This is a genomic window from Pseudomonas sp. JDS28PS106 (assembly GCF_036706555.1).
Classification (GTDB): domain Bacteria; phylum Pseudomonadota; class Gammaproteobacteria; order Pseudomonadales; family Pseudomonadaceae; genus Aquipseudomonas.
Genome location: NZ_JBAJGT010000003.1, coordinates 174,729 through 196,640 on the forward strand (window position 1 = coordinate 174,729; position 21,912 = coordinate 196,640).

Consider the following 21,912-nt stretch of genomic DNA (forward strand, 5'->3'; position numbering starts at 1 on the left):
AATCTATATGAAAAATGCCGAGCCCGCGCAGTCAATTACGCTCCAGCGCGCCTGCATTGAACTTCAAGGCGAGCAGGAACAGGGGCAGCCAGGCGATGAGCAGGCCCGTCAGGCCGTCTCCGTCCAGCAGTGCAACCCAGGCTGCGACTGGCAAAAGCCACAGCAGATTGATCGCGCCGACCGTCAACGTGACCGGCAAATGCCGCCCGAATCGACGCGAGGCGAATTGATAAGCGTGACTGCGGTGAGCTTCGTAGACCTTGTCGCCGCGCAGCAACCGGCGCAACAAAGTTACAGTGGCGTCCACCACGAACACCCCCAGCAGCACCAGCCAGGCCCAGAATAGCTGCGGCGCGACCCACGCCGCCTGCAATGACAGCAGGCCCAGTATGATGCCCAGAAAGCCACTTCCCGCGTCGCCCATGAAGATACGCGCGGGGGGAAAGTTCCAGATCAGGAATCCCAGGGTCGCCGCTGCCAGCAGCAGCGGCCCCCAGAACAGCTGCGAATGGCCGCCCAGCAGGTAGATCAGGCTCATGCCCCCGCAGACGGTCACGGCCTCGACGCTGGCAATACCGTCGATCCCGTCCATGAAGTTATAGAGATTGAGCATCCACACCAGATAGAAGACTGCCAGGACATGCCCGAGCATGCCCAGATCGATGCTCAGACCGAAAGCAGACAAGGGCGGCAGACCGCCCAGCCAGATCAGCACCCAGAGCGCGGCAAGAAAATGCCCCAGCAACCGCCATCGGGCTGCAATGTGCCCGTGATCGTCCATGAAGCCGATGACGGCGACCAGCGCTCCTGCTCCCAACGCCCCGGCCAGTTCGGCCGTTTCTACATGGCCCTGCCACCAGAACCCTGTAAGCGCCGTCAGGAAGACCGCCACGATGGATACCCCGCCGCCGCGCGGAGTCGGGATGGAATGCGAGCTGCGCGCGTTGGGGATATCGAGAAGACTCTTGCTCAGCGCATAGCGCCGCAGACAGGCCGTGAGCGCCCAGGACAGCGCCGCGATGACGATGATCGAAAGCCACTCAAGCATCGTGCTGGTGTTCCTGGAAATACCGGGCTGTCTGAAGCATTGCGTCCTCCACGGTTGTCGGCGGTACCCAGCCGAGCAGATTGCGGGTTTTAGAAATATCGACCTGCAGGGAGCCGCAGAGCCGCTGTGAAATGTTTCTCCTGCCCAGTCCGGTGGCGAGCCCTTCGAGTATCCACACCGGGACCGGCAGCAGGCGCGCCGGCTTGCCCAGCGCCTTGCCGATCTGACGCAGCAGTTCGGTAGTCGACAGGTCATGGTCGTCGCTTACCAGAAAGGTCTGGTTGGCCGCCGCGGGATGCGCCAGGCAGGTCGCGATCAGATCGACCAGGTTGTCCAGCGCCACCAGGCTACGTTTGTTGTGCAAAGCACCCAAGGGTAAAGGCACTCCCTTGTTCAACCAGCGCATCATGTTCAGGAAGTTGGCCTTGACTCCGGGACCATATACGAGCACTGGTCGAATGATCACCACCTCCATTCCGGTCCGGCGCGCCAGTTCTCGCAGGCCCTGCTCGGCTTCCATCTTGGAGACGCCATAAGGGTCCAGGGGACGCGGCGGAGCGTCGGCTTCGAAGGCGCTGCCTGGAGCCGTGGCCTCCCCGTTGACCTTGATCGAACTGATGAAGATGAAGCGCTTCACGCCCGCCGCCGCTGCCTGCTCGGCCAGGTTCAGCGTACCCAGTACATTGGCTCTGTGATATTCCGACGACGGATCGCTGTGGGTCTCGGCCAGGACGTGGACACGCGCCGCGCAGTGCACGATGACCTCGACTCCTGTCACGAACTCGGTCCAGCAGTTATCGGGGCTCAGGGCCTGTGTGCCGACCACCTGCAGCCGCGGAGCATTGTCCACACGGTCATTGCGGACCGCGATCCTCAGGGAGCAGGCGCTGGTGGCCAGCAGGTGCGTTACGAGTGCTTTTCCCACGAAACCCGTCGCGCCTGTTACGCCAATCAAACCTGTCTGACCGATCACGTCCTGAGGTCCTGCCCAAATGAGCGTGGATATTACGTAAGCAACAGCTTTAAGCAACCGAATTTTGCCGTCCGGCGGCGATAACTTCCGTTACTGGAGCAGTGAGATCCCGCCTGCGACCAGGAAGTTCATTAACACGCTGATCATTGCCGACCGTGTATTTTATGGAATCAGCAACTTCAACTCGCGGCGCGCCAAAGAATATTTGCGTTGCAGGACTTGCCCCAGAACTTTCTTGGCTCGTGCTTCTCCATGCACCAATCTTATTTCCGCTGGCCACTCACTCATCCCGGTCACGAAATTCACCAGACCATTCTGATCGGCGTGCGCGGAATAACCCGATGCACTTTCAACGCCGGCGCGAATGTCATAACGCTGACGGTCAAGTTCGACATAACCTCCCACCGGTCCGTACTTCTGTATCGCGGCACCGGGCGTTCCTGCGGCCTGATAGCCGACGAAGACTACGTTGTGACGAGGATCGCCCAGCATCGCCTTGAGGTAATTGACGATCCTGCCTCCGGCGCACATGCCGTTGCCCGCCACGACGACGGCCGGCCGACGGGTGCTGGCCAGATAATTGACCGTCATCAGGTGCTGCTCATGGCTGTCGATCGTGATGAGCTGACTGAAACCCAGCGGCGCCCTGTCGGCCTCTAGACGTTGCCGGGCTTCGTCGTCCCAATAGTCCGCAAACGATCGATAGACCTGCGTGAACCGCTCGGCCAGGGGTGAATCCAGAATGATCGGCAAGCGCGGCCAGTCGACCACGGAAGGCTCGCCATTCGCGACCGCCGGGCGCTCCTCAAGAAGATGCTTGCGCTGCAGAATATCTTCCAGTTCGTACAGCAGTTCTTGCGTCCGCCCGATACTGAACGCCGGGATCAATACGGTGCCCTGATCTTCGAGGGCCTGCTCGATGATCTGTTCGAGGCGCTGCTGACGGGTGCTGCGATCCTCGTGGTGCCGGTTGCCGTAGGTGCTTTCGAGCACCAGGACGTCAGCCTGGCTCGGAGACTCGACGTCGGGCAGCATCGGCGCGTCTCCACCGCCCAGATCGCCGGAGAAGACGATTCGCTCGTTTCTTTCCTGCTGCGGGTAACGCAGATCACACTCCACGTATGCGGACCCGAGGATGTGACCCGCTCGCCGCAACCGGACTTTGCAGACAAGCGTAGCGCTGTCGACCAGCGTGAACCAGTGACCGAACGGCAGCGCAATGATTCTGGCGCGAATGGCCTCCAAAGTCCTCGCGGCTCGTTGGGGATCACGGGACAGCTCGTGCTTGAGGTTGTCTTCGATTGCCAGCGGCAGCATTTGCGCCGATGGCTCGCTGCACAGGATCGGCCCCTTGTAACCGGCTGCGAGAAGCTCGGGCAGGCGTCCGGCATGGTCATGGTGGACGTGTGTGAGGATGACGGCCTTGATTTCCGACGGGGTGAAGCCGAATGGCGTGGACTTGTCACCCACCGACTCCTCCAGACGAGCACCACAATCGATCAACAGGTTGTTTATGGCATCCATGCACAGCTGATGGCACGAACCTGTGACGCTTTCGACGGCTCCGTGGTGGATAATCTCAGGGTACTGCATGTGTCATTCTCTCTGATCGGGCAGCCGCGAAGTGCCTGAACCTGAAGTGCCAGGCAGGCCATATAGACGCGAGCATTCTGCATGCACGATGCCGAGTTTCAAGCGAGGCCCAAAGCCATTATTTATGTAGCGAATCAGCTCTCGCGAACCAGAGGAGGCGGAAATACGGGCCTGAAATCGATACTTTCTAATTACCTACTTAGAAGCGAGACTTTTCAGCCTGATAACAGGAAGTTTCCTACAATAAATGCAGAAAATTATTTGAGAGAAGTTGAGATTAGCTACGCAGCTTACTTCTGATGTCTTACAGGCCTTACCTGACGTTCGAACAGGGTAACGCGGCCGGACATTTATCCGGCGTGCGTGCAATGACGCGCTCAGACAGCGCGGCGGGGCTTGCGGCGTAGCGTAATGATCCAGGCGAAAACCGGACCGATGGCCAGGCCGAGTAACAGCGCCAGCAGAACGGGAACGGCAACGGCTATCTCGGGCGCCGCCCAGCCCATGAAGTTCAAGGCGACAGGCTGACGGTTCTCCAGCATGAAGACGATGATTACTGCCATCACTGCCAGCGCCAGTAGGGCCACCAGGATTCGTTTGAACATACGCATCTGCTTTTTTCCTTGGCAAGGCGCTTACACGCCCTCTTCCTCTTCGTTCACCCGATCACGCAGCTCTTTGCCCGGCTTGAAGTGAGGGACGAACTTACCGTCGAGGCTGACCGACTGGCCTGTTTTCGGATTGCGGCCGACCCGAGGGGCGCGGTAATGCAGCGAGAAGCTGCCGAAACCCCGTATCTCGATACGGTCGCCTGTGGCCAGGCATTGAGACATCTGTTCGAGCATGGTCTTGATGGCCAGCTCGACATCCTTGGATGAGAGTAGCCCTTGATGGGTGACAATTCGTTCGATCAACTCCGACTTCGTCATATTTTTCCCTTCTTTTTCAAGCAGCTAGGTCAGCGCTTCGAAGGTTGTAGCATGGTCGGAAGATTTTGAACAGCCCATCCCTTGACTTATGTGAAGTTGTATTGATGGCCCGTACCCTGTCATCGGTCAGCCAGGCAGCCCCGCGAACAAATCGCAGACACAAAAAAGGGCGACCGAAGTCGCCCTTTCTGGATCAGACAGAACTTAGTTCTGCTTTTCCATCTGCGCACGCAGCAGGTCACCGATAGTGGTCGGGCCAGTGCTTTCAGCAGCTTCAGGCTTGCTACGCAGGCTCTGGATAGCTTCTTTTTCGTCCTCGACGTCTTTCGACTTGATGGACAGGCTGATTACGCGGCTCTTGCGGTCGACGCTGATGATCTTCGCTTCGATCTCTTCGCCTTCCTTCAGAACGTTACGCGCGTCTTCAACGCGGTCACGGCTGATTTCGGAAGCCTTGAGGGTAGCTTCGATGTCGTCTGCCAGAGTGATGATGGCGCCTTTGGCGTCAACTTCCTTGACGGTACCGCGAACGACTGCGCCCTTGTCATTGACAGTGACGTACTCGGAGAACGGATCGCTTTCCAGCTGCTTGATACCCAGCGAGATGCGCTCACGCTCTGGATCAACCGACAGGATCACGGTGTCAAGCTCGTCGCCCTTCTTGAAACGACGCACGGCTTCTTCGCCCACTTCGTTCCAGGAGATGTCGGACAGGTGAACCAGACCGTCGATGCCGCCGTCCAGGCCGATGAAGATACCGAAATCGGTGATCGACTTGATGGTGCCGGAGATCTTGTCGCCCTTGTTGAACTGGCCGGAGAAATCTTCCCACGGGTTCGACTTGCACTGCTTGATGCCCAGGGAGATACGACGACGCTCTTCGTCGATGTCCAGAACCATGACTTCCACTTCATCGCCAACCTGAACGACTTTGGATGGGTGGATGTTCTTGTTGGTCCAGTCCATTTCGGAAACGTGTACCAGGCCTTCCACGCCTTCTTCCAGCTCTGCGAAGCAGCCGTAGTCGGTCAGGTTGGTGACGCGCGCGGTTACGCGAGTGCCTTCCGGGTAACGAGCCTTGATAGCAACCCATGGGTCTTCGCCCAGTTGCTTGAGGCCCAGGGACACACGATTGCGCTCGCGATCGTACTTCAGAACCTTTACATCGATCTCATCGCCAACATTGACGATTTCCGATGGATGCTTGATGCGCTTCCAGGCCATGTCGGTGATGTGCAGCAGGCCATCGACGCCACCCAGATCGACGAATGCGCCGTAATCGGTGAGGTTCTTGACGATACCCTTGACTTGCTGGCCTTCCTGCAGGGACTCGAGCAGAGCTTCGCGCTCGGCGCTGTTCTCGGCTTCCAGGACACTGCGACGGGAAACGACAACGTTGTTGCGCTTCTGGTCCAGCTTGATGACCTTGAACTCGAGCTCTTTGCCTTCCAGGTGAGTGGTGTCGCGCACTGGGCGAACGTCAACCAGAGAACCAGGCAGGAACGCACGGATGCCGTTAACGTCGACAGTGAAGCCGCCCTTAACCTTACCGTTGATAACGCCCTTGACCACTTCTTCTGCTGCGAAAGCCGCTTCCAGAACAATCCAGCACTCGGCGCGCTTGGCTTTCTCACGGGACAGCTTGGTTTCACCAAAGCCATCTTCAACCGCGTCCAGCGCAACGTGCACTTCGTCACCGACCTTGATGGTCAGCTCGCCAGCGTCGTTGTAGAACTGCTCGAGTGGGATGACGCCTTCGGACTTCAGACCGGCGTGGACGGTAACCCAGTCGCCGTCGATGTCGACAACGATACCGGTGATGATTGCGCCCGGCTGAAGATTCAGGGTTTTCAGGCTTTCTTCAAAAAGTTCTGCAAAGCTTTCGCTCATTTTAATTCCTGTTGATCAAGGGCGAAGAATACGCCCATCTGCCACGCTCCAGACAACGTGGGTTTCGTTCATGTTGAAGGCCGGATGCAGGACTGTGTCTGGTCTCCTGCAACCGCCTTGATCATCCGGCGATATCGCGCAGAGCGACTTCGCTCAGGATGCGTTCCAGCACCTGCTCGATGGACAATTCGGTGGAATCCAGCTGTATGGCGTCGTGCGCCGGCCTGAGCGGGGCTACCGCTCGCTGGGTGTCGCGCTCATCACGCGCACTTATCTCATCTAGCAGACTCGACAGACTAACATCATCGCCCTTGGCCTTCAACTGCAAGTAACGCCGGCGAGCTCGCTCCTCGGCGCTGGCAGTCAGGAATATCTTCAGCGGCGCGTCGGGGAATACCACGGTTCCCATGTCGCGCCCGTCGGCGATGAGGCCCGGTTCTTCCTGGAAAGCCCGCTGACGTTGCAGCAAGGCATCGCGTACCGCCGGCAGAGAGGCGACCTGGGAGGCGCCGCTGCCGATCTGTTCGTTGCGGATCGCGTGGGTCACGTCCTCACCTTCGAGAATGATGCGCTGCCCCTGCCCCGCCGGTGCGGTCTCGAATTGCACGTCGAGGTGCGCGGCCAACAGTTTGAGCGCCTCTTCATTGGTCAGGTCGACGCCGTGGTTGCGGGCGGCGAATGCCAGCAGCCGATAGAGCGCGCCGGAGTCCAGCAGACACCAGCCCAGGTTACGGGCAAGAAGGCCCGCGACGGTGCCCTTGCCCGAGCCGCTTGGTCCGTCGATGGTTATTACGGGTGCTTTGATCTTCACTTTTGGACCTCTTGCGCGATACGCATGCCGACTTGAGCGCACAGCGCCAGGAAATTGGGAAACGATGTCGCTACGTTCGCACAATCACGAATATGAATCGGGCCGCCGGCTTGCAGACCGGCAACTCCGAACGCCATGGCGATACGATGATCGCCACGCGCATCGATCTCGCCGCCGCCGAGGACGCCACCGTCAATGACGACGCCGCCTGCCGCGCGAGAGACCTCGATACCCAGTGCATTCAGGCCATCGGTCATCGCCTGGATGCGATCCAGCTCCTTGGCCCGCAATGCCTGCGCGCCTTGCACCATGGTACGCCCCTTGGCGCAGGCCGCCGCAATAAACAACACGGGCAACTCATCGAGCGCCAGCAATACCAGCGACTCGGGTATCTCGACACCGCGCAGCGGCGCATAACGCACATGCAGGTCCGCGACCGGCTCGCCGCCCGCCTCGCGGAGGTTGTGCACAGTGATGTCAGCGCCCATCAATCGCAGGATGTCGATGATGCCGGTGCGCGTCGGGTTGATGCCCACCTGTTCGATGCGCAGCTCGGCGCCTTCGGTGATGGCCGCCGCCACCAGGAAAAAGGCCGCGGAAGAAAGGTCGCCCGGCACTTGAATGCGGGTAGCGGCCAGCGCATGCCCACCTTCCAGCGACACGCTCCGGTCCTGGATATCCAGTTCACAGCCAAAACCGCGAAGCATGCGCTCGGTATGATCGCGGGTGACCGCCGATTCGCTCACCAGGGTACGGCCTTCGGCGTACAGGCCCGCCAGCAGCAGCGCCGACTTGACCTGTGCGCTTGCGACCGGCGCGCTGCATGTCCGGCCGACGAGACGCTTGCCGCCGCGAATGACCAGCGGCGGACGTCCGTCGGCCGCGGTTTCGATGACCGCGCCCATTTCGCGCAACGGCGCAACGACCCGCTCCATCGACCGCCGCGACAACGAAGCACTGCCGGTCAGGGTCGTGTCGAAGCTCTGCCCCGCCAGCAGGCCGGCCAGCAAGCGCATCGAGGTACCTGAGTTGCCCAGGTAAATCGCGCCCGGCGCGGATTTGAGGCCATGCAACCCTACGCCATGGATGACCACGCGACCCTGAGTCGGGCCTTCGATCACCACGCCCATGTCGCGAAACGCCTGCAGGGTCGCCAGCGCATCTTCGCCTTCCAGGAAGCCTTCGATCTCGGTCGTGCCCAGCGCCAGGGAACCGAGCATGACTGCCCGATGGGATATTGACTTGTCTCCCGGCACTCGGATGCAACCAGCGACGTGGCCGCCGGGCAATGCCTCGAAACTCACCTGCTCGGTGTCAGGCGTTTCCACATAGGCTCGCCGCGCGAGGATCTTGCCGAAATGTTCGCGCGCCGCGCGAGCGCGGGTGAACACGCCCAGCATCTGGCGACCGTCCTGTTCGACTATTGCGTCGCGCAAGGCGTCCAGATCGGTCTGGAAGGTATCGAGCGTGCGCAACACCGCGTCCCGATTGGCGAGAAAAATGTCGTGCCACATTACCGGATCGCTGCCGGCAATTCGGGTGAAGTCTCTGAAGCCGCCTGCCGCATATCTGAAAATCTCCCGATTCTCGTTGCGCTTCGCCAGCGAATCCACCAGACCGAACGCCAGCAAGTGCGGCAGATGGCTCGTCGCAGCCAGCACCTCGTCATGACGCTCGACCTGCATATGCTCGACGTCGGCACCCAGCTGCGACCAGAGCCGGCTGACCAGCGCCAGCGCCTGCGGATCGGTATCGTCCAAGGGAGTCAGTATCACCTTGTGACGACGAAACAGCTCTGCGTTCGAGGCCTCGACGCCGCTCTGTTCGGAGCCGGCAATCGGGTGTCCCGGCACGAAGCGGCGCGGCATGTGACCGAACGACCGACACGCTGCGCGTACCACATTGCCTTTGGCGCTACCAACATCGGTCAGCACCGCATCGCCCAGCTCCAGCGGCGCGAGCAACGCCAGCATTCGCTCCATTGCGAGGATCGGCACCGCCAGCTGAATGACATCGGCGCCCTGACACGCGGCCGCCAGATCGTCGCAGCGGTCGACGACGCCCAGCTCGACGGCCAGCCGGCAGGAACGCTCATTGAGATCCACGCCGACCACTTCGCGAAACAGCCCGCTCTGGCGGATGCCCTTGCCGAAAGAACCACCGATCAGGCCGAGGCCGACGACCACCAGGCGACCCATCATAGGGCTGCCTGGTTGCACCGGTGTGACATTCTCCGCCACGACTTCAACCACGAGCCAGAACCCGCTTCAACGCTTCCAGAAAGCGCGCGTTTTCCTGCGACTGACCGATGCTGACCCGCAGGTGCTCGGGCATACCGTAACCCGCGACCGGACGCACGATGACGCCCTCACGCAACAGCGCTTCGTAAACCGGCGCGGCGTTCATGCCCAGGTCGACGGCGATGAAGTTGGCGCGCGACGGAATCCAGCCAAGCCCAAGCTCGCGTAGCCCCTCTTCGAGCTGCCGCATACCGGCTTCGTTGAGCTGGCGGCTGCGCTCCAGATATTCAGCGTCATCGAGCGCGGCGCAGGCCGCGGCCAGCGCCAGGCTGTTGACGTTGAAGGGCTGTCGAACCCGGTTGAGCACGTCAGCGACCGTCGGCGACGAGAGCGCATAGCCCACGCGCAGCGATGCCAGGCCATAGGCCTTGGAAAAGGTGCGTGACACCAGCAGGTTCGGGTAAGTCGCCAGATAATTCAGCCCGTCGGGCAACTGCTCCCCTTCGGCATACTCGATATAAGCCTCATCCAGCACCACCAGTACGTCCTGGGGCACAGCATCGAGAAACTCGACCAGCGCCTGCGGACCGAACCAGGTGCCGGTCGGATTGTTGGGGTTGGCGATGAAAACCACGCGGGTCTGGCTGTCGATGGCCTTGAGCATCGCCGGCAGATCGTGCCCCCACTCCCGGGCGGGCGTCACGCGCGCCTGCGCACCCACTGCCTGGGTGACGATCGGGTAGACGGCGAACGCAAACTCGCTGAACACGGCGTTCGAACCCGGACCCAGCCAGGCACGCGCCACCATTTCGAGGATATCGTTGGAGCCGTTGCCAAGGGTGACCTGCTCGGGCTGCACCCTGCAGCGCTCGGCCAGTCGCTGCTTGAGGGCGAAGCCGTTGCCGTCCGGATAACGGGTCAGCTCCTCGAACTCCTCGCGAATGGCCGCCAGCGCCCTGGGGCTGGCGCCAAGCGGATTTTCATTGCTCGCCAGCTTGACGATGCTTGCCGGATCGAGATCGAACTCGCGCGCCAGTTCGTCCACAGGCTTGCCTGGAACGTACGGCGACAGTTTCTGCACGCCCGGCAACGCCCGGGCGAGAAAATCGCTGCTCATGAATCGCCTCTTCAAAGAACCGCTTTCGGGTAGGAGCCCAGCACCTTGAGCGCTACCGCTTCGTGACTGATCTTCTCCAGCACGGCCTTGACCAGCGGGTCCTGGTGATGGCCGACGAAATCGATGAAGAACACATAGGTCCACTTGCCGCTGCGCGAAGGCCGGGTCTCGATCCGGGTCAGGTCCAGACCGTTCTCGTGGAACGGTACCAGCAGCTCGTGCAGGGCGCCGGGCTTGTTGCTCATGGACACGATGATCGACGTCTTGTCGTCGCCGGTAGGCGGCACTTCCTGGTTGCCGATGATCAGGAACCGGGTGGAGTTGTCCGGACGATCCTCGATCTTTTCCGCCAGGCGGGTCAGGCCGTAAAGCCCGGCTGCCATGTCGCCGGCAATGGCGGCGGAGTTCCACTCGCCCTTGACCCGCTTGGCGGCCTCAGCATTGCTGCCCACCGCGATGCGCTCGACATTGGGGTAGTGAGCGTCCAGCCATTTGCGGCACTGGGCCAGGGACTGGGCGTGGGAGTAAATGCGGCTGATGCTTTCGGTCTTGGTGTTCTCGCCCACCAGCAAATGATGGTGAATGCGCAACTCGACTTCGCCGCAGATGACCATGTCATGTTCGAGGAAGCTGTCGAGGGTGTGATTGACCGCGCCTTCAGTGGAATTCTCCACCGGTACCACGCCGAAATTCACCGCCCCGGCGACCACTTCGCGAAACACTTCATCGATGGCCGCCATCGGCAGGCTGATCACCGCATGGCCGAAATGCTTCATGGCTGCGGCCTGGGTGAAAGTCCCCTCGGGACCCAGGTACGCCACTTTCAGCGGCTGTTCCAGCGCCAGGCACGAAGACATGATTTCGCGAAACAGACGCGCCATCTCTTCGTTGCTCAACGGCCCGCGATTGCGCTCCATGACGCGCTTGAGCACCTGGGCTTCGCGTTCGGGGCGGTAGAACACCGGCGCTTCGCCCTCGGCGAGCGACGCCATCTTGACCCGCGCCACTTCCTGGGCGCAGCGGGCGCGCTCGCTGATCAGTTCCAGGACCTTTTCGTCCAGGCTGTCGATACGGACGCGAAGCGCCTTGAGTTCCTGCTCGGACATCAGCCGTGCTCCTTCTCGAAATCCTTCATGTAGGCGACCAGCGCATTGACGGCATCGAGGTCGACCGCGTTGTAGATGGATGCGCGCATTCCACCGACCGAACGGTGACCCTTGAGGTTGAGCAGGCCACGGGCGTCGGCGCCGGCCAGGAACGGCTTGTCCAGACGATCATCTGCGAGACGGAACGGGACGTTCATCCAGGAGCGGTCCGGCTTGTTGATCGGGTTGCTGTACAGGCTGCTGGAGTCGATGAAGTCGTAGAGCGTGCGCTGCTTGATTTCATTGCGCTTGCCGATGGCCTCGACGCCGCCCTGCTCCTTGAGCCATTCGAACACCAGACCCGACAGATACCAGGCCAGGGTCGGCGGAGTGTTGTACATCGAGCCGTTGTCGGCGGCCACCTGGTAGTTGAGCATGGTCGGGCACATGGCCCGCGCGCGGCCCAGCAGGTCTTCACGAATGATGACGACCACGATGCCGCTGGGGCCGATGTTCTTCTGCGCGCCGGCGTAGATCATGCCGAAGCGGGAGATGTCGACAGGCCGCGACAGGATGTCCGAGGACATGTCGGCCACCAGCGGGACGTCGCCGGTTTCCGGAATCCAGTTGAATTCCAGGCCACCGATGGTCTCGTTGGGAGCGTAATGCACGTAAGCGGCATCCGGGCTCAACTGCCACTCGTTCTGACCGGGAATGGCGAAATAATCGTAGGCCTTGGCGCTGGCGGCGACGTTGACGGTGCCGTAGCGCGAAGCCTCATCGATGGCCTTGTGCGACCAGATGCCGGTATCGATGTAGTCGGCCTTGCCCTGCTCAGGCAGCAGGTTCAGCGGAATCTGAGCGAATTGCTGGCTGGCGCCGCCTTGCAGGAACAGGACTTTGTAGTTGGAAGGAATGGACAGCAGGTCGCGAAAATCCTGCTCGGCCTTGGTGGCGATGGAAACGAACTCATCGCTGCGGTGGCTCATTTCCATGACCGACAGGCCCTTGCCATGCCAGTCCAGCAACTCCGCCTGCGCGCGCAGCAGAACAGCTTCAGGGAGCGCGGCAGGACCTGCGCAGAAGTTAAAGGCTCGCTTGCTCATATCCACTCTCTTCAAATGCGTTGGGTCGCTGCGTTTTCGTCAGGGCCGCTCGGCCCTGTATTCAGGAATCCGGCAATCCGGAAGGCCGAACGTCACAAGGGCTGCACCCGCTTGCAATGCCTGATGCACTTTCAAACGAGCCAGCCCCTGCGAGATTCAGCGTACCACTCAGCCCTGCGACTCGTCCTCGGCGGACGCATCCGCCTGGAGTTCGTCGCCAGCATCGTCGGTAACAGTCACGTCATCGGCCACTTCGCCTTCCAGCGCTTCGCCTTCCAGCTCCTCGCCTTCCACTTCCGAAGGTTCCTGCACCCGCTCCAGGCCGACCAGTTTCTCGTCGGCCGCCAGCTTGATCAGGGTCACACCTTGGGTGTTTCGACCCAGGCTGGACACTTCGTCAACGCGCGTGCGAACCAGCGTGCCCTGGTCGGAAATCAGCATGATTTCCTCACCGTCCTGGACCTGCACCGCACCGACCAGACGACCGTTGCGCTCGTTGCTGACCATGGCGATGACGCCCTGGCCGCCACGCTTGTACTCGGGGAACTCGGAAATGGCGGTGCGCTTGCCGTAGCCGCGCTCCGAAGCGGTAAGGATCTGGCTGCCCTCTTCCGGAATCAGCATGGAGATCAGCTTCTGGCCTTCCGGCAGACGCATGCCTCGTACGCCGCGCGCGGTACGACCCATCGCACGAACGTCGGATTCCTTGAAGCGGGTCACCTTGCCACCGTCGGAGAACAGCATGATTTCCTGCTCGCCATCGGTGATCGCGGCGGAAATCAGGATGTCGCCCTCGTCCAGCTCAAGCGCGATCAGGCCGACGCTGCGCTGACGGCTGAACGCGGCCAGCGGGGTCTTCTTGACCGTACCGTTGGCGGTGGACATGAAGATGAACGGGGCCTTCTTCTTGTCCGCGGCCTTGATGCGGGCCTTGCGCTCTTCTTCGCTTTCGTCGCCATTCACGTCGTCCGCTTCGGCATCGACAGCGTCGACGTCTTCTTCCTCGGCCTGACGCTTCATGGCTTCGAGGTCGACCGGCAGCATGGTGGTGATGTATTCGCCTTCGCTCAACGGCAGCAGGTTGACCAGCGGACGCCCGCGGGCGGCGCGGGAGGCCTCCGGAATTTCATAGGTCTTGAGCCAGTACACCTTGCCCTTGCTGGAGAACATCAGCAGCGTGGTATGGCTGTTGGCGACCAGTAGGTGGGCGATGTAGTCCTCATCCTTGATACCGGTCGCCGACTTGCCCTTGCCGCCGCGACGCTGGGCCTGATAAACGGCCAGCGGCTGGGTCTTGGCATAGCCGCCGTGGGAAATGGTCACCACACGATCTTCTTCGGTGATCAGGTCGCCCAGGGTCAGGTCCAGACGCGCATCGAGGATCTCGGTGCGGCGCGCGTCGCCGTATTCGGCGCGGATGACTTCCAGCTCTTCGCGGATCACTTCCATCAGGCGCGTGGCGCTGTTGAGGATGCGGATCAGCTCGCCGATCTGGTTGAGGATGTCCTGATACTCGCCCAGCAGCTTCTCGTGTTCGAGGCCGGTGAGGCGGTGCAGACGCAGGTCGAGGATCGCCTGGGCTTGTTCGGGAGACAGGTAGTATTTGCCGTCGCGCAGACCGTACTGCGGATCGAGGTTTTCCGGGCGGCAGGAATCGGCGCCGGCACGTTCGACCATGTCCACCACGGCACTGGATTCCCAGGCGGTGCTGACCAGCCCTTCCTTGGCTTCGGCCGGCGACGGCGAAGCCTTGATCAGCGCGATCACCGGATCGATGTTGGACAGCGCGACCGCCTGGCCTTCCAGGATGTGCCCGCGTTCACGTGCCTTGCGCAGTTCGAACACGGTACGACGGGTGACCACTTCACGGCGATGGCGGACGAACGCTTCGAGCAGATCCTTGAGGTTGAGGATCCGCGGACGACCGTCGATCAGCGCAACGATGTTGATGCCGAACACGCTCTGCAACTGGGTCTGGGCGTAGAGGTTGTTGAGAATGACCTCGGGCACCTCGCCACGACGCAGCTCGATCACTACGCGCATCCCGTCCTTGTCGGACTCGTCGCGCAGCTCGGTGATGCCTTCGAGCTTCTTCTCCTTGACCAGCTCGGCGATCTTTTCGATCAGGCGGGCCTTGTTCAGCTGGTACGGCAGCTCGGTGACCACGATCTGCTGGCGGCCACCAACCTTGTCGATATCCTCGACGATCGAACGGGCGCGCATGTAGATGCGACCACGGCCGGTGCGATAGGCCTCGATGATGCCGGCGCGACCGTTGATCACGCCCGCAGTCGGGAAGTCCGGGCCGGGGATGTACTGCATCAGTTCGTCGACCGACAACTCGGGGTTATCGATCAGTGCCAGGCAGCCGTCGATGACCTCGCCCAGGTTGTGCGGCGGAATGTTGGTCGCCATGCCGACGGCGATACCGCTGGAACCGTTGACCAGCAGGTTGGGAATACGGGTCGGCATGACCGCCGGGATCTGCTCGGTGCCGTCGTAGTTGGGCACCCAGTCCACGGTTTCCTTGTGCAGGTCGGCCAGCAGCTCGTGGGCCAGCTTGGTCATGCGCACTTCGGTGTATCGCATGGCCGCGGCGTTGTCGCCGTCGACCGAACCGAAGTTGCCCTGGCCGTCCACCAGCAGGTAGCGCAGCGAGAATGGCTGAGCCATCCGCACGATGGTGTCATAGACCGCGGTGTCGCCGTGCGGGTGATACTTACCGATCACGTCACCAACCACACGGGCGGATTTCTTGTACGGCTTGTTCCAGTCGTTGCCCAGCTCGCTCATCGCGTACAGCACACGCCGGTGCACGGGCTTCAAGCCATCGCGCGCATCCGGCAGCGCCCGCCCGACGATGACGCTCATCGCGTAGTCGAGATAGGACTGTTTCAGCTCGTCTTCGATATTGACCGGGAGGATTTCTTTGGCCAGTTCGCCCATGAGAAGCCTGATTCCTTTTTCTGGTGAAACCTCGTGCATTCGCTCGGGAATGGACGAGGCTTGTCGCCGCCGGCGTCTGCCAGGCAACGACGTACGACAAATCAACGAGTTATGACATGGATCTGCGCAGTAAGGGGAACGGCAAATAGCGCCCCTGGAAACCGCCGGATGTTACCACAATCGCCGCCACGCTCACATCCTTTGCGAGCGCTGAAAACGAGCCGGTCGAGCCTGATTCGCCCGAGAGAGGCTCACAGGGCCGCGCAGACGCATGGCGCCGTTACGCTGCGCCGGCACCACTTAAGATCAGTGCAGGTGCTTGCGACTCATCAACTGGGCCATCCTGGCGCTGTCGGGACGTTCGACAATGCCTTTTTCGGTGACGATCACATCGATCAGATCGGCCGGCGTCACATCGAACACCGGGTTCACGGCATCGACCCGCGCGCCGATGCGTTGCCCGCCCGCCTCCAGCAACTCGTCGGCGTCGCGCTCTTCGATGAGGATGTCCTCACCGGTTTCAGTCTGCATGTCGATGGTCGAACTGGCGGCCACCACCATGAACCGCACGCCGTGATGCATGGCGGCGACCGCCAGCTGGTAAGTGCCGATCTTGCTGGCGATATCGCCGTTGGCGGTGACTCGCTCCGCGCCGACGATGACCCAGGTAATACCCTTGGTGCGCATGAGGTGCGCGGCTGCGGCATCGGCATTGAGGGTCGTCGGCAGTTCGTCGCCGGCCAGCTCCCACGCAGTCAGTCGCGAGCCCTGGAACCCGGGACGGCTTTCATTGACGTAGACCCGTTCCACCATGCCCTCCAGATGCGCGGCGCGGATCACGCCCAGCGCGGTACCGAACCCGCCGGTCGCCAGCGCGCCCGCGTTGCCGTGGGTGAGCAATGTCTGCAGATTGCCCTGCTGCTTGCGGATCAGCTCGGCGCCAAGCTGGGCCATGGTCAGGTTGGCTTCCCGGTCGCTGGAATGGATGGCCCGCGCCTCGGCTTCCAGCGCGCTCAGAGGATCTTCGCCGGGTTTCAGACGGGAAAGCCGGTCGCGCATGCGACCCAGTGCCCACGCCAGATGAAAAGCGCCGGGCCGTGTCTCGGTCAGCAAGGCGAAGTCCTGCTCCAGCGCCTTGCGCCAGTCACCGCCCGCCGCTGCCCTGGCGCGAGCGCCCAGCACGATCGCGTAAGCCGCGCTGATACCCACGGCCGAGGCACCGCGCACGACCCGATCCCCGATCGCCTTTGCCACGCTGGCGAGGCTTTCACAGGCCACCCACGTCTCGGTAAATGGCAGCACCCGCTGATCCAGGAGATAAAGAGCGTCACCCCGCCAATCGATGGCCTTCACTTTTTCCGCAGCCAACAATCGATCGCGCATCGCCCACTCCATTTCCGAAATCCAAAGCCCGGCATCAAAAGCGGCCGATTATAGCGAGCCTACGGGCCGGACGCTCGGGTATACTTCGCCCTCACCGCCTATCCCTGGACGCTCCGCCATGCCCAAAGCCGCCGCTCCGCTCGACCTGCTGCTCCTGCCCACCTGGCTGGTGCCGGTCGAACCCGCTGGCGTCGTACTCAAGGATCATGGCCTGGGCATCCGCGACGGTTTCATCGTCTATATGGGCCCGCGTACCGAAGCGCTCCGGCAGACCGCCCACGAGGTGCGGGAACTGCCCGGCATGCTGCTCGCTCCCGGACTGATCAATGCCCATGGCCATGCGGCCATGACCCTGTTTCGCGGCCTGGCCGACGATCTGCCGCTGATGACCTGGCTGCAGGATCACATCTGGCCGGCTGAAGGCAAATGGGTGAGTGAAGATTTTGTGCGCGATGGCACGGATCTCGCCATCGCCGAGCAGCTCAAGGGCGGCATCACCTGTTTCGCCGACATGTATTTCTACCCCAAGATCGCGGCCGACCGGGTTCACGAGAGCGGCATGCGCGCGCAGATCACCGTACCGGTGCTGGACTTCGCGATCCCGGGGGCGCGCACCACCGACGAGGCACTGCATAACGGCGTCGAGCTTTTCAACGACCTGATCCATCATCCCCGCATCACTATCGCCTTCGGTCCCCATGCGCCTTACACCGTCAGTGATGAAAACCTGGAGCAGGTACGGGTCGTCGCCGACGAACTGGATGCCATGATCCAGATGCACGTGCATGAAACCGCATTCGAAGTTCAACAGTCTCTGGAAACCCGCAAGGAGCGCCCCCTGGCTCGCCTCGACAGGCTCGGCCTGCTAGGCCCGCGTTTTCAGGCGGTGCACATGACGCAGATCAGCGACGAAGACCTTGCGCTGCTGGTGGAAAGCAATTCCAGCGTGATTCATTGCCCTGAATCCAATCTCAAGCTGGCGAGCGGCTTCTGCCCGGTCGAGCGTCTCTGGCAGGCCGGCGTCAACGTGGCCGTGGGAACTGACGGCGCGGCGAGCAACAACGATCTGGACCTGCTGGGCGAAACCCGCACTGCCGCACTGCTGGCCAAGGCGGTCGCCGGCTCGGCCTCGGCCCTGGATGCACATCGGGCGCTGCGCATGGCGACGCTCAACGGCGCGCGGGCACTGGGCATCCAGTCCTGCACAGGTTCTCTGGAGCTGGGCAAGGCCGCGGACATGGTCGCATTCGACCTGTCCGGACTGGCCCAGCAGCCTGTCTACGACCCCGTATCGCAACTCATCTACGCCAGCGGCCGCGATTGTGTGACCCACGTCTGGGTCGCGGGCACACAGCTGCTCGACGACCGCCGGCTGACCAGCATGGACGAGCAGGCGCTGCGTACCACGGCGATCGCCTGGGGACGCCGAATTGCCGGCGAGCCTGAAGCGGCGTTCGCGACCGATACGCAATAAACCGAATATTCACCGGTGTGGCTGGTCGATAGCCATTCCGGACACACCGAATTCTGATTCAAGAGGGACACCCATGAGCAACGTCGACCGTGCTGAAATCGCCAAATTCGAGGCCCTAGCTCACCGCTGGTGGGACCGGGAGAGCGAGTTCAAGCCGCTGCACGAGATCAACCCGCTGCGCGTCAACTGGATCGACGAGCGCGTCAGTCTGGCCGGCAAGAAAGTGCTCGACGTAGGCTGTGGTGGCGGCATTCTGAGTGAGGCCATGGCGCTGCGTGGCGCGACCGTCACCGGCATCGACATGGGCGAAGCTCCACTGGCCGTCGCCCAGTTGCACCAGCTCGAATCCGGCGTCAACGTCGAATACCGGCAGATCACCGCCGAAGACATGGCCGAAGAAATGCCGGAGCAGTTCGACGTGGTGACCTGCCTGGAAATGCTCGAACACGTGCCTGATCCCTCCTCCGTGATCCGCGCGTGCTACCGCATGGTCAAGCCCGGCGGGCAAGTGTTCTTTTCCACCATCAACCGCAACCCCAAGGCGTACCTGTTTGCCATCGTCGGCGCCGAATACATCCTGGGGCTGCTGCCGCGCGGAACTCACGATTTCAAGAAATTCATCCGTCCCTCGGAGCTGGGTGCGTGGAGCCGCGAAGCCGGTCTGCAGGTCAAGGACGTCACTGGCCTGACCTACAACCCGCTGACCAAGCACTACAAACTGTCCTCGGATGTCGACGTCAACTACATGATCCAGACGCTGCGGGAGGCGTGATCCATGCGTTTGAGAGCGGTTTTATTCGATATGGACGGCACCCTGCTCGATACCGCGCCGGATTTCATTGCCATCGCCCAGGCCATGCTGGCCGACCGGGGCTTCCCGGCAATCGACGACAAGCTGATCCGTGACGAGATATCCGGCGGCGCCAAGGCCATGGTCGCCGCGACTTTCGCCATGTCGCCCAACGAACCCGAATTCGAAGCGCTGCGCCTGGAGTTTCTCGAGCGCTATCAGCGCGGGTGCGCGGTCCATAGCCGCCTGTTCGACGGCATGGAAGCGCTGCTGGCCGACATCGAGAAGTCGGGACTGATCTGGGGTGTGGTCACCAACAAGCCGGTGCGCTTTGCCGAGCCGATCATGCAACAGCTGGGGCTCGCCGAGCGTTCGGCGCTGCTGATCTGCCCCGACCATGTGACGCGCAGCAAACCGGACCCTGAGCCTCTGATTCTTGCGTGCAGCAAGCTGGGCCTGGACCCCGCGAGCGTGCTGTTCGTCGGCGACGACCTGCGCGACATCGAATCGGGTCGCGATGCTGGCACCCGCACCGCCGCCGTGCGCTACGGCTACATCCACCCCAACGACAACCCCGATCACTGGGGCGCCGATGTGGTGGTCGATCATCCGCTGGAGTTGCGCAAGGTGCTGGACAACGCACTGTGCAGCTGCTGAGTTCCGCAGAAATCGAGGTTACCGATGTTCGATTATTCCGCTCGCCCCGGCCTGCTCGACGGTCGCATCGTCCTGGTCACGGGTGCCGGTCGTGGTATCGGCGCCGCGGCGGCTAAAATCTACGCCGCCCATGGCGCCACCGTCCTGCTGCTGGGCAAGACTGAAGCCAACCTGAGCCAGGTCTACGATGAAATCGAGGCGGCCGGCCATCCGAAACCCGCCGTGATTCCCTTCAATCTGGAAACGGCCCTGCCTCATCAATACGATGAACTGGCCGCGATGATCGAGCAGGAGTTCGGCCGTCTCGACGGTTTGCTGCACAATGCCTCGATCATCGGCCCGCGCACGCCGCTGGACCAACTGAGCGGCGAAAACTTCATGCGGGTCATGCACGTCAACGTCAACGCAATGTTCATGCTGACCCAGACACTGTTGCCGCTGCTGAAACTGTCTAGCGACGCTTCGGTGGTATTCACCTCCAGCAGCGTTGGTCGCAAGGGACGCGCCTACTGGGGCGCCTACGGCATTTCCAAGTTCGCCACCGAAGGTCTGATGCAGACCTTGGCGGACGAGCTGGAAGGCGTGTCCACGGTGCGTTCCAACAGCGTCAACCCCGGCGGTACCCGGACCAGCATGCGCGCTCAGGCTTACCCTGCCGAGAACCCGCAGGACGTTCCGACACCCGAAGAAATCATGCCGGTCTACCTGTACCTGATGGGGCCGGACAGCCAGGGCGTCAACGGCCAGGCGTTCAACGCCCAGTGAGGTTTAAGGGCATGTCGCGACGGGCCCCGAGCTCGTCGGCGGCAAGCCGCCAGGGCTTGCGCAGAGCCTTGGCCGCCCCGGCAAGATGTTTAAATTTAGGTAAATATTGAACCCGACTGCGTTTATTCCGCTCTAACCCTGCCATGTCAGCGGTGATCCGCCAGGAGCGAAATGATGAGTTGCCCGCCCCATGTCCAAGCCATAGATTTTGATGCCGCCAAGTTGCAGCGCCTGGGTTTTCAGAATCGGCCCGACGTGGTGCCGCGCCCTATGGAGCTGCCCGAGCTGATCCAGCAGCTGAGCCTGCAATTGCAGACCAGTCTGGAAACCGATCGCATCCTGGAGCTGTTCTTTCACGGCGTGCAGCGGTTGTTGCCCCTCAAGGGTCTGATTTTCCGCCACCAGGACAGCGACCTGCTGTTGCATCTGGGCAATAGCGGCTCGCACAGCGTCAGTTTCGAGCTGCGTCATGAAGGCGAAAACCTTGGGGAACTGCATTTCGAACGCGACCTGCCGTTCAGTGCCCCGGAACTGGAAAAACTGGAAGCCTTGCTCCCCTGCCTGCTGTTTCCGCTGCGCAACGCGTTGTTGTATCGGGTAGCGACCCAGAGCGCGCTGCGCGACCCGCTCACCGGAACGGGCAACCGCATCGCCATGGAGCAGAGCATGGCGCGGGAAATCGAAATCTGCCGACGCAACCAACGGGCGTTGTCGGTATTGATGCTCGACGTCGATCACTTCAAACAGGTCAATGACGAGTTCGGCCACTACACCGGCGACGAGGTCTTGCGCGCCATCGCCCATGTGGTCAAAGCTCAACTGCGCAACTTTGACCGGGTGTTTCGCTACGGCGGAGAAGAGTTTCTGGTGTTGCTGACCGACACCGACAGCGATGCCGCCGCGCAGATCGGCGAGCGGCTGCGCTCAGCGGTGCTGGGGCTGGCATTCGCGCATCTTGCCCCATCCCTGAAAATATCCATCAGCCTGGGATGCTCGACCCTGGTTGCCGGCGAGTCCGCCGACAGCCTGACCCGACGGGCAGACGACGCGCTGTACAGGGCCAAACGCGAAGGTCGCAACCGATTGGCCCTGGCCAGCTGATCAA

General features: G+C 61.8%; 18 protein-coding genes. 5 read left to right on the forward strand and 13 right to left on the reverse strand.

Annotated features, from left to right (window positions below; translation table 11 throughout):
- Positions 1-31: 31 nt before the first annotated feature.
- From TRP66_RS06090 to mtnA, 13 genes are all read right to left on the reverse strand, one after another.
- The gene (locus tag TRP66_RS06090) at positions 32-1,048 is read right to left on the reverse strand and encodes an MraY family glycosyltransferase (RefSeq protein WP_333400474.1); all 1,017 of its coding nucleotides are present in this window, start codon (positions 1,046-1,048) and stop codon (positions 32-34) included.
- Positions 1,041-2,021 carry a UDP-glucose 4-epimerase family protein gene (locus tag TRP66_RS06095; protein WP_333400475.1) on the reverse strand — a complete coding sequence of 327 codons (981 nt, stop codon included), beginning with the start codon at positions 2,019-2,021 and terminating at the stop codon, positions 1,041-1,043. The genes TRP66_RS06090 and TRP66_RS06095 overlap by 8 nt, the downstream gene beginning before the upstream one ends.
- A gap of 162 nt (positions 2,022-2,183) precedes the next feature.
- Positions 2,184-3,614 carry an MBL fold metallo-hydrolase gene (locus TRP66_RS06100; RefSeq protein WP_333400476.1) on the reverse strand — a complete coding sequence of 477 codons (1,431 nt, stop codon included), beginning with the start codon at positions 3,612-3,614 and terminating at the stop codon, positions 2,184-2,186.
- A gap of 377 nt (positions 3,615-3,991) precedes the next feature.
- Positions 3,992-4,225, reverse strand: coding sequence for a lipopolysaccharide assembly protein LapA domain-containing protein (locus TRP66_RS06105; protein ID WP_333400477.1), 234 nt, complete (start codon positions 4,223-4,225; stop codon positions 3,992-3,994).
- Positions 4,226-4,249: 24 nt separating this feature from the next.
- Entirely contained in the window at positions 4,250-4,543 is a 294-nt protein-coding gene (ihfB, locus tag TRP66_RS06110; RefSeq protein ID WP_025805547.1) for an integration host factor subunit beta, read from the reverse strand.
- Positions 4,544-4,747: 204 nt separating this feature from the next.
- Complete coding sequence (gene rpsA / locus TRP66_RS06115; protein WP_333400478.1) at positions 4,748-6,433, reverse strand: 30S ribosomal protein S1; 1,686 nt, start codon at positions 6,431-6,433, stop codon at positions 4,748-4,750.
- 121 nt (positions 6,434-6,554) lie between these two features.
- The gene (gene cmk / locus TRP66_RS06120) at positions 6,555-7,244 is read right to left on the reverse strand and encodes a (d)CMP kinase (protein ID WP_333400479.1); all 690 of its coding nucleotides are present in this window, start codon (positions 7,242-7,244) and stop codon (positions 6,555-6,557) included.
- On the reverse strand, positions 7,241-9,445 hold the full coding sequence (locus TRP66_RS06125; RefSeq protein ID WP_333400480.1) for a bifunctional prephenate dehydrogenase/3-phosphoshikimate 1-carboxyvinyltransferase: 2,205 nt from the start codon (positions 9,443-9,445) through the stop codon (positions 7,241-7,243). The genes cmk and TRP66_RS06125 overlap by 4 nt, the downstream gene beginning before the upstream one ends.
- Before the next feature lie 43 nt (positions 9,446-9,488).
- On the reverse strand, positions 9,489-10,601 hold the full coding sequence (hisC, locus tag TRP66_RS06130; RefSeq protein ID WP_333400481.1) for a histidinol-phosphate transaminase: 1,113 nt from the start codon (positions 10,599-10,601) through the stop codon (positions 9,489-9,491).
- 11 nt (positions 10,602-10,612) lie between these two features.
- Complete coding sequence (gene pheA, locus TRP66_RS06135; RefSeq protein WP_333400482.1) at positions 10,613-11,707, reverse strand: prephenate dehydratase; 1,095 nt, start codon at positions 11,705-11,707, stop codon at positions 10,613-10,615.
- A complete protein-coding gene (gene serC / locus TRP66_RS06140; protein ID WP_333400483.1) occupies positions 11,707-12,792 on the reverse strand; it encodes a 3-phosphoserine/phosphohydroxythreonine transaminase in 1,086 nt (361 codons plus the stop codon). Before serC ends, pheA begins: the two co-directional genes overlap by 1 nt.
- 168 nt (positions 12,793-12,960) lie before the next feature.
- Positions 12,961-15,738 carry a DNA gyrase subunit A gene (gyrA, locus tag TRP66_RS06145; RefSeq protein WP_333400484.1) on the reverse strand — a complete coding sequence of 926 codons (2,778 nt, stop codon included), beginning with the start codon at positions 15,736-15,738 and terminating at the stop codon, positions 12,961-12,963.
- 306 nt (positions 15,739-16,044) lie between these two features.
- A complete protein-coding gene (gene mtnA, locus TRP66_RS06150; RefSeq protein ID WP_333400485.1) occupies positions 16,045-17,121 on the reverse strand; it encodes an S-methyl-5-thioribose-1-phosphate isomerase in 1,077 nt (358 codons plus the stop codon).
- Positions 17,122-17,239: 118 nt separating this feature from the next.
- Between mtnA and TRP66_RS06155 the strand changes: the two genes are divergently transcribed.
- The 5 genes from TRP66_RS06155 to TRP66_RS06175 all read left to right on the forward strand — a co-directional run bounded on the left by TRP66_RS06155 (position 17,240) and on the right by TRP66_RS06175 (position 21,908).
- Positions 17,240-18,595 (forward strand): TRZ/ATZ family hydrolase, encoded by a 1,356-nt coding sequence (locus TRP66_RS06155; RefSeq protein WP_333400486.1) that lies wholly within the window; start codon positions 17,240-17,242, stop codon positions 18,593-18,595.
- 73 nt (positions 18,596-18,668) lie between these two features.
- Positions 18,669-19,367, forward strand: a complete 699-nt coding sequence (gene ubiG / locus TRP66_RS06160) for a bifunctional 2-polyprenyl-6-hydroxyphenol methylase/3-demethylubiquinol 3-O-methyltransferase UbiG (RefSeq protein ID WP_333400487.1) — start codon at positions 18,669-18,671, stop codon at positions 19,365-19,367.
- Positions 19,368-19,370: 3 nt separating this feature from the next.
- Positions 19,371-20,042 (forward strand): N-acetylmuramic acid 6-phosphate phosphatase MupP, encoded by a 672-nt coding sequence (gene mupP / locus TRP66_RS06165; protein ID WP_333400488.1) that lies wholly within the window; start codon positions 19,371-19,373, stop codon positions 20,040-20,042.
- A 24-nt stretch (positions 20,043-20,066) separates the two neighbouring features.
- On the forward strand, positions 20,067-20,807 hold the full coding sequence (locus TRP66_RS06170; RefSeq protein WP_333400489.1) for a YciK family oxidoreductase: 741 nt from the start codon (positions 20,067-20,069) through the stop codon (positions 20,805-20,807).
- A gap of 174 nt (positions 20,808-20,981) precedes the next feature.
- Positions 20,982-21,908 (forward strand): GGDEF domain-containing protein, encoded by a 927-nt coding sequence (locus tag TRP66_RS06175; RefSeq protein WP_333400490.1) that lies wholly within the window; start codon positions 20,982-20,984, stop codon positions 21,906-21,908.
- Positions 21,909-21,912 lie beyond the last annotated feature (4 nt).

Excerpts from the sequence above, each read along its gene's own strand:
- TRP66_RS06100 (WP_333400476.1), bottom strand. The coding sequence starts at position 3,614 with ATGCAGTACCCTGAGATTATCCACCACGGAGCCGTCGAAAGCGTCACA.
- TRP66_RS06105 (WP_333400477.1), bottom strand. The coding sequence starts at position 4,225 with ATGCGTATGTTCAAACGAATCCTGGTGGCCCTACTGGCGCTGGCAGTG.
- mupP (WP_333400488.1), top strand. The coding sequence starts at position 19,371 with ATGCGTTTGAGAGCGGTTTTATTCGATATGGACGGCACCCTGCTCGAT.
- TRP66_RS06125 (WP_333400480.1), bottom strand. The coding sequence starts at position 9,445 with ATGATGGGTCGCCTGGTGGTCGTCGGCCTCGGCCTGATCGGTGGTTCT.
- mtnA (WP_333400485.1), bottom strand. The coding sequence starts at position 17,121 with ATGCGCGATCGATTGTTGGCTGCGGAAAAAGTGAAGGCCATCGATTGG.
- hisC (WP_333400481.1), bottom strand. The coding sequence starts at position 10,601 with ATGAGCAGCGATTTTCTCGCCCGGGCGTTGCCGGGCGTGCAGAAACTG.
- ihfB (WP_025805547.1), bottom strand. The coding sequence starts at position 4,543 with ATGACGAAGTCGGAGTTGATCGAACGAATTGTCACCCATCAAGGGCTA.
- pheA (WP_333400482.1), bottom strand. The coding sequence starts at position 11,707 with ATGTCCGAGCAGGAACTCAAGGCGCTTCGCGTCCGTATCGACAGCCTG.
- ubiG (WP_333400487.1), top strand. The coding sequence starts at position 18,669 with ATGAGCAACGTCGACCGTGCTGAAATCGCCAAATTCGAGGCCCTAGCT.
- rpsA (WP_333400478.1), bottom strand. The coding sequence starts at position 6,433 with ATGAGCGAAAGCTTTGCAGAACTTTTTGAAGAAAGCCTGAAAACCCTG.
- gyrA (WP_333400484.1), bottom strand. The coding sequence starts at position 15,738 with ATGGGCGAACTGGCCAAAGAAATCCTCCCGGTCAATATCGAAGACGAG.
- TRP66_RS06155 (WP_333400486.1), top strand. The coding sequence starts at position 17,240 with ATGCCCAAAGCCGCCGCTCCGCTCGACCTGCTGCTCCTGCCCACCTGG.
- TRP66_RS06175 (WP_333400490.1), top strand. The coding sequence starts at position 20,982 with ATGAGTTGCCCGCCCCATGTCCAAGCCATAGATTTTGATGCCGCCAAG.
- serC (WP_333400483.1), bottom strand. The coding sequence starts at position 12,792 with ATGAGCAAGCGAGCCTTTAACTTCTGCGCAGGTCCTGCCGCGCTCCCT.
- TRP66_RS06170 (WP_333400489.1), top strand. The coding sequence starts at position 20,067 with ATGTTCGATTATTCCGCTCGCCCCGGCCTGCTCGACGGTCGCATCGTC.
- TRP66_RS06090 (WP_333400474.1), bottom strand. The coding sequence starts at position 1,048 with ATGCTTGAGTGGCTTTCGATCATCGTCATCGCGGCGCTGTCCTGGGCG.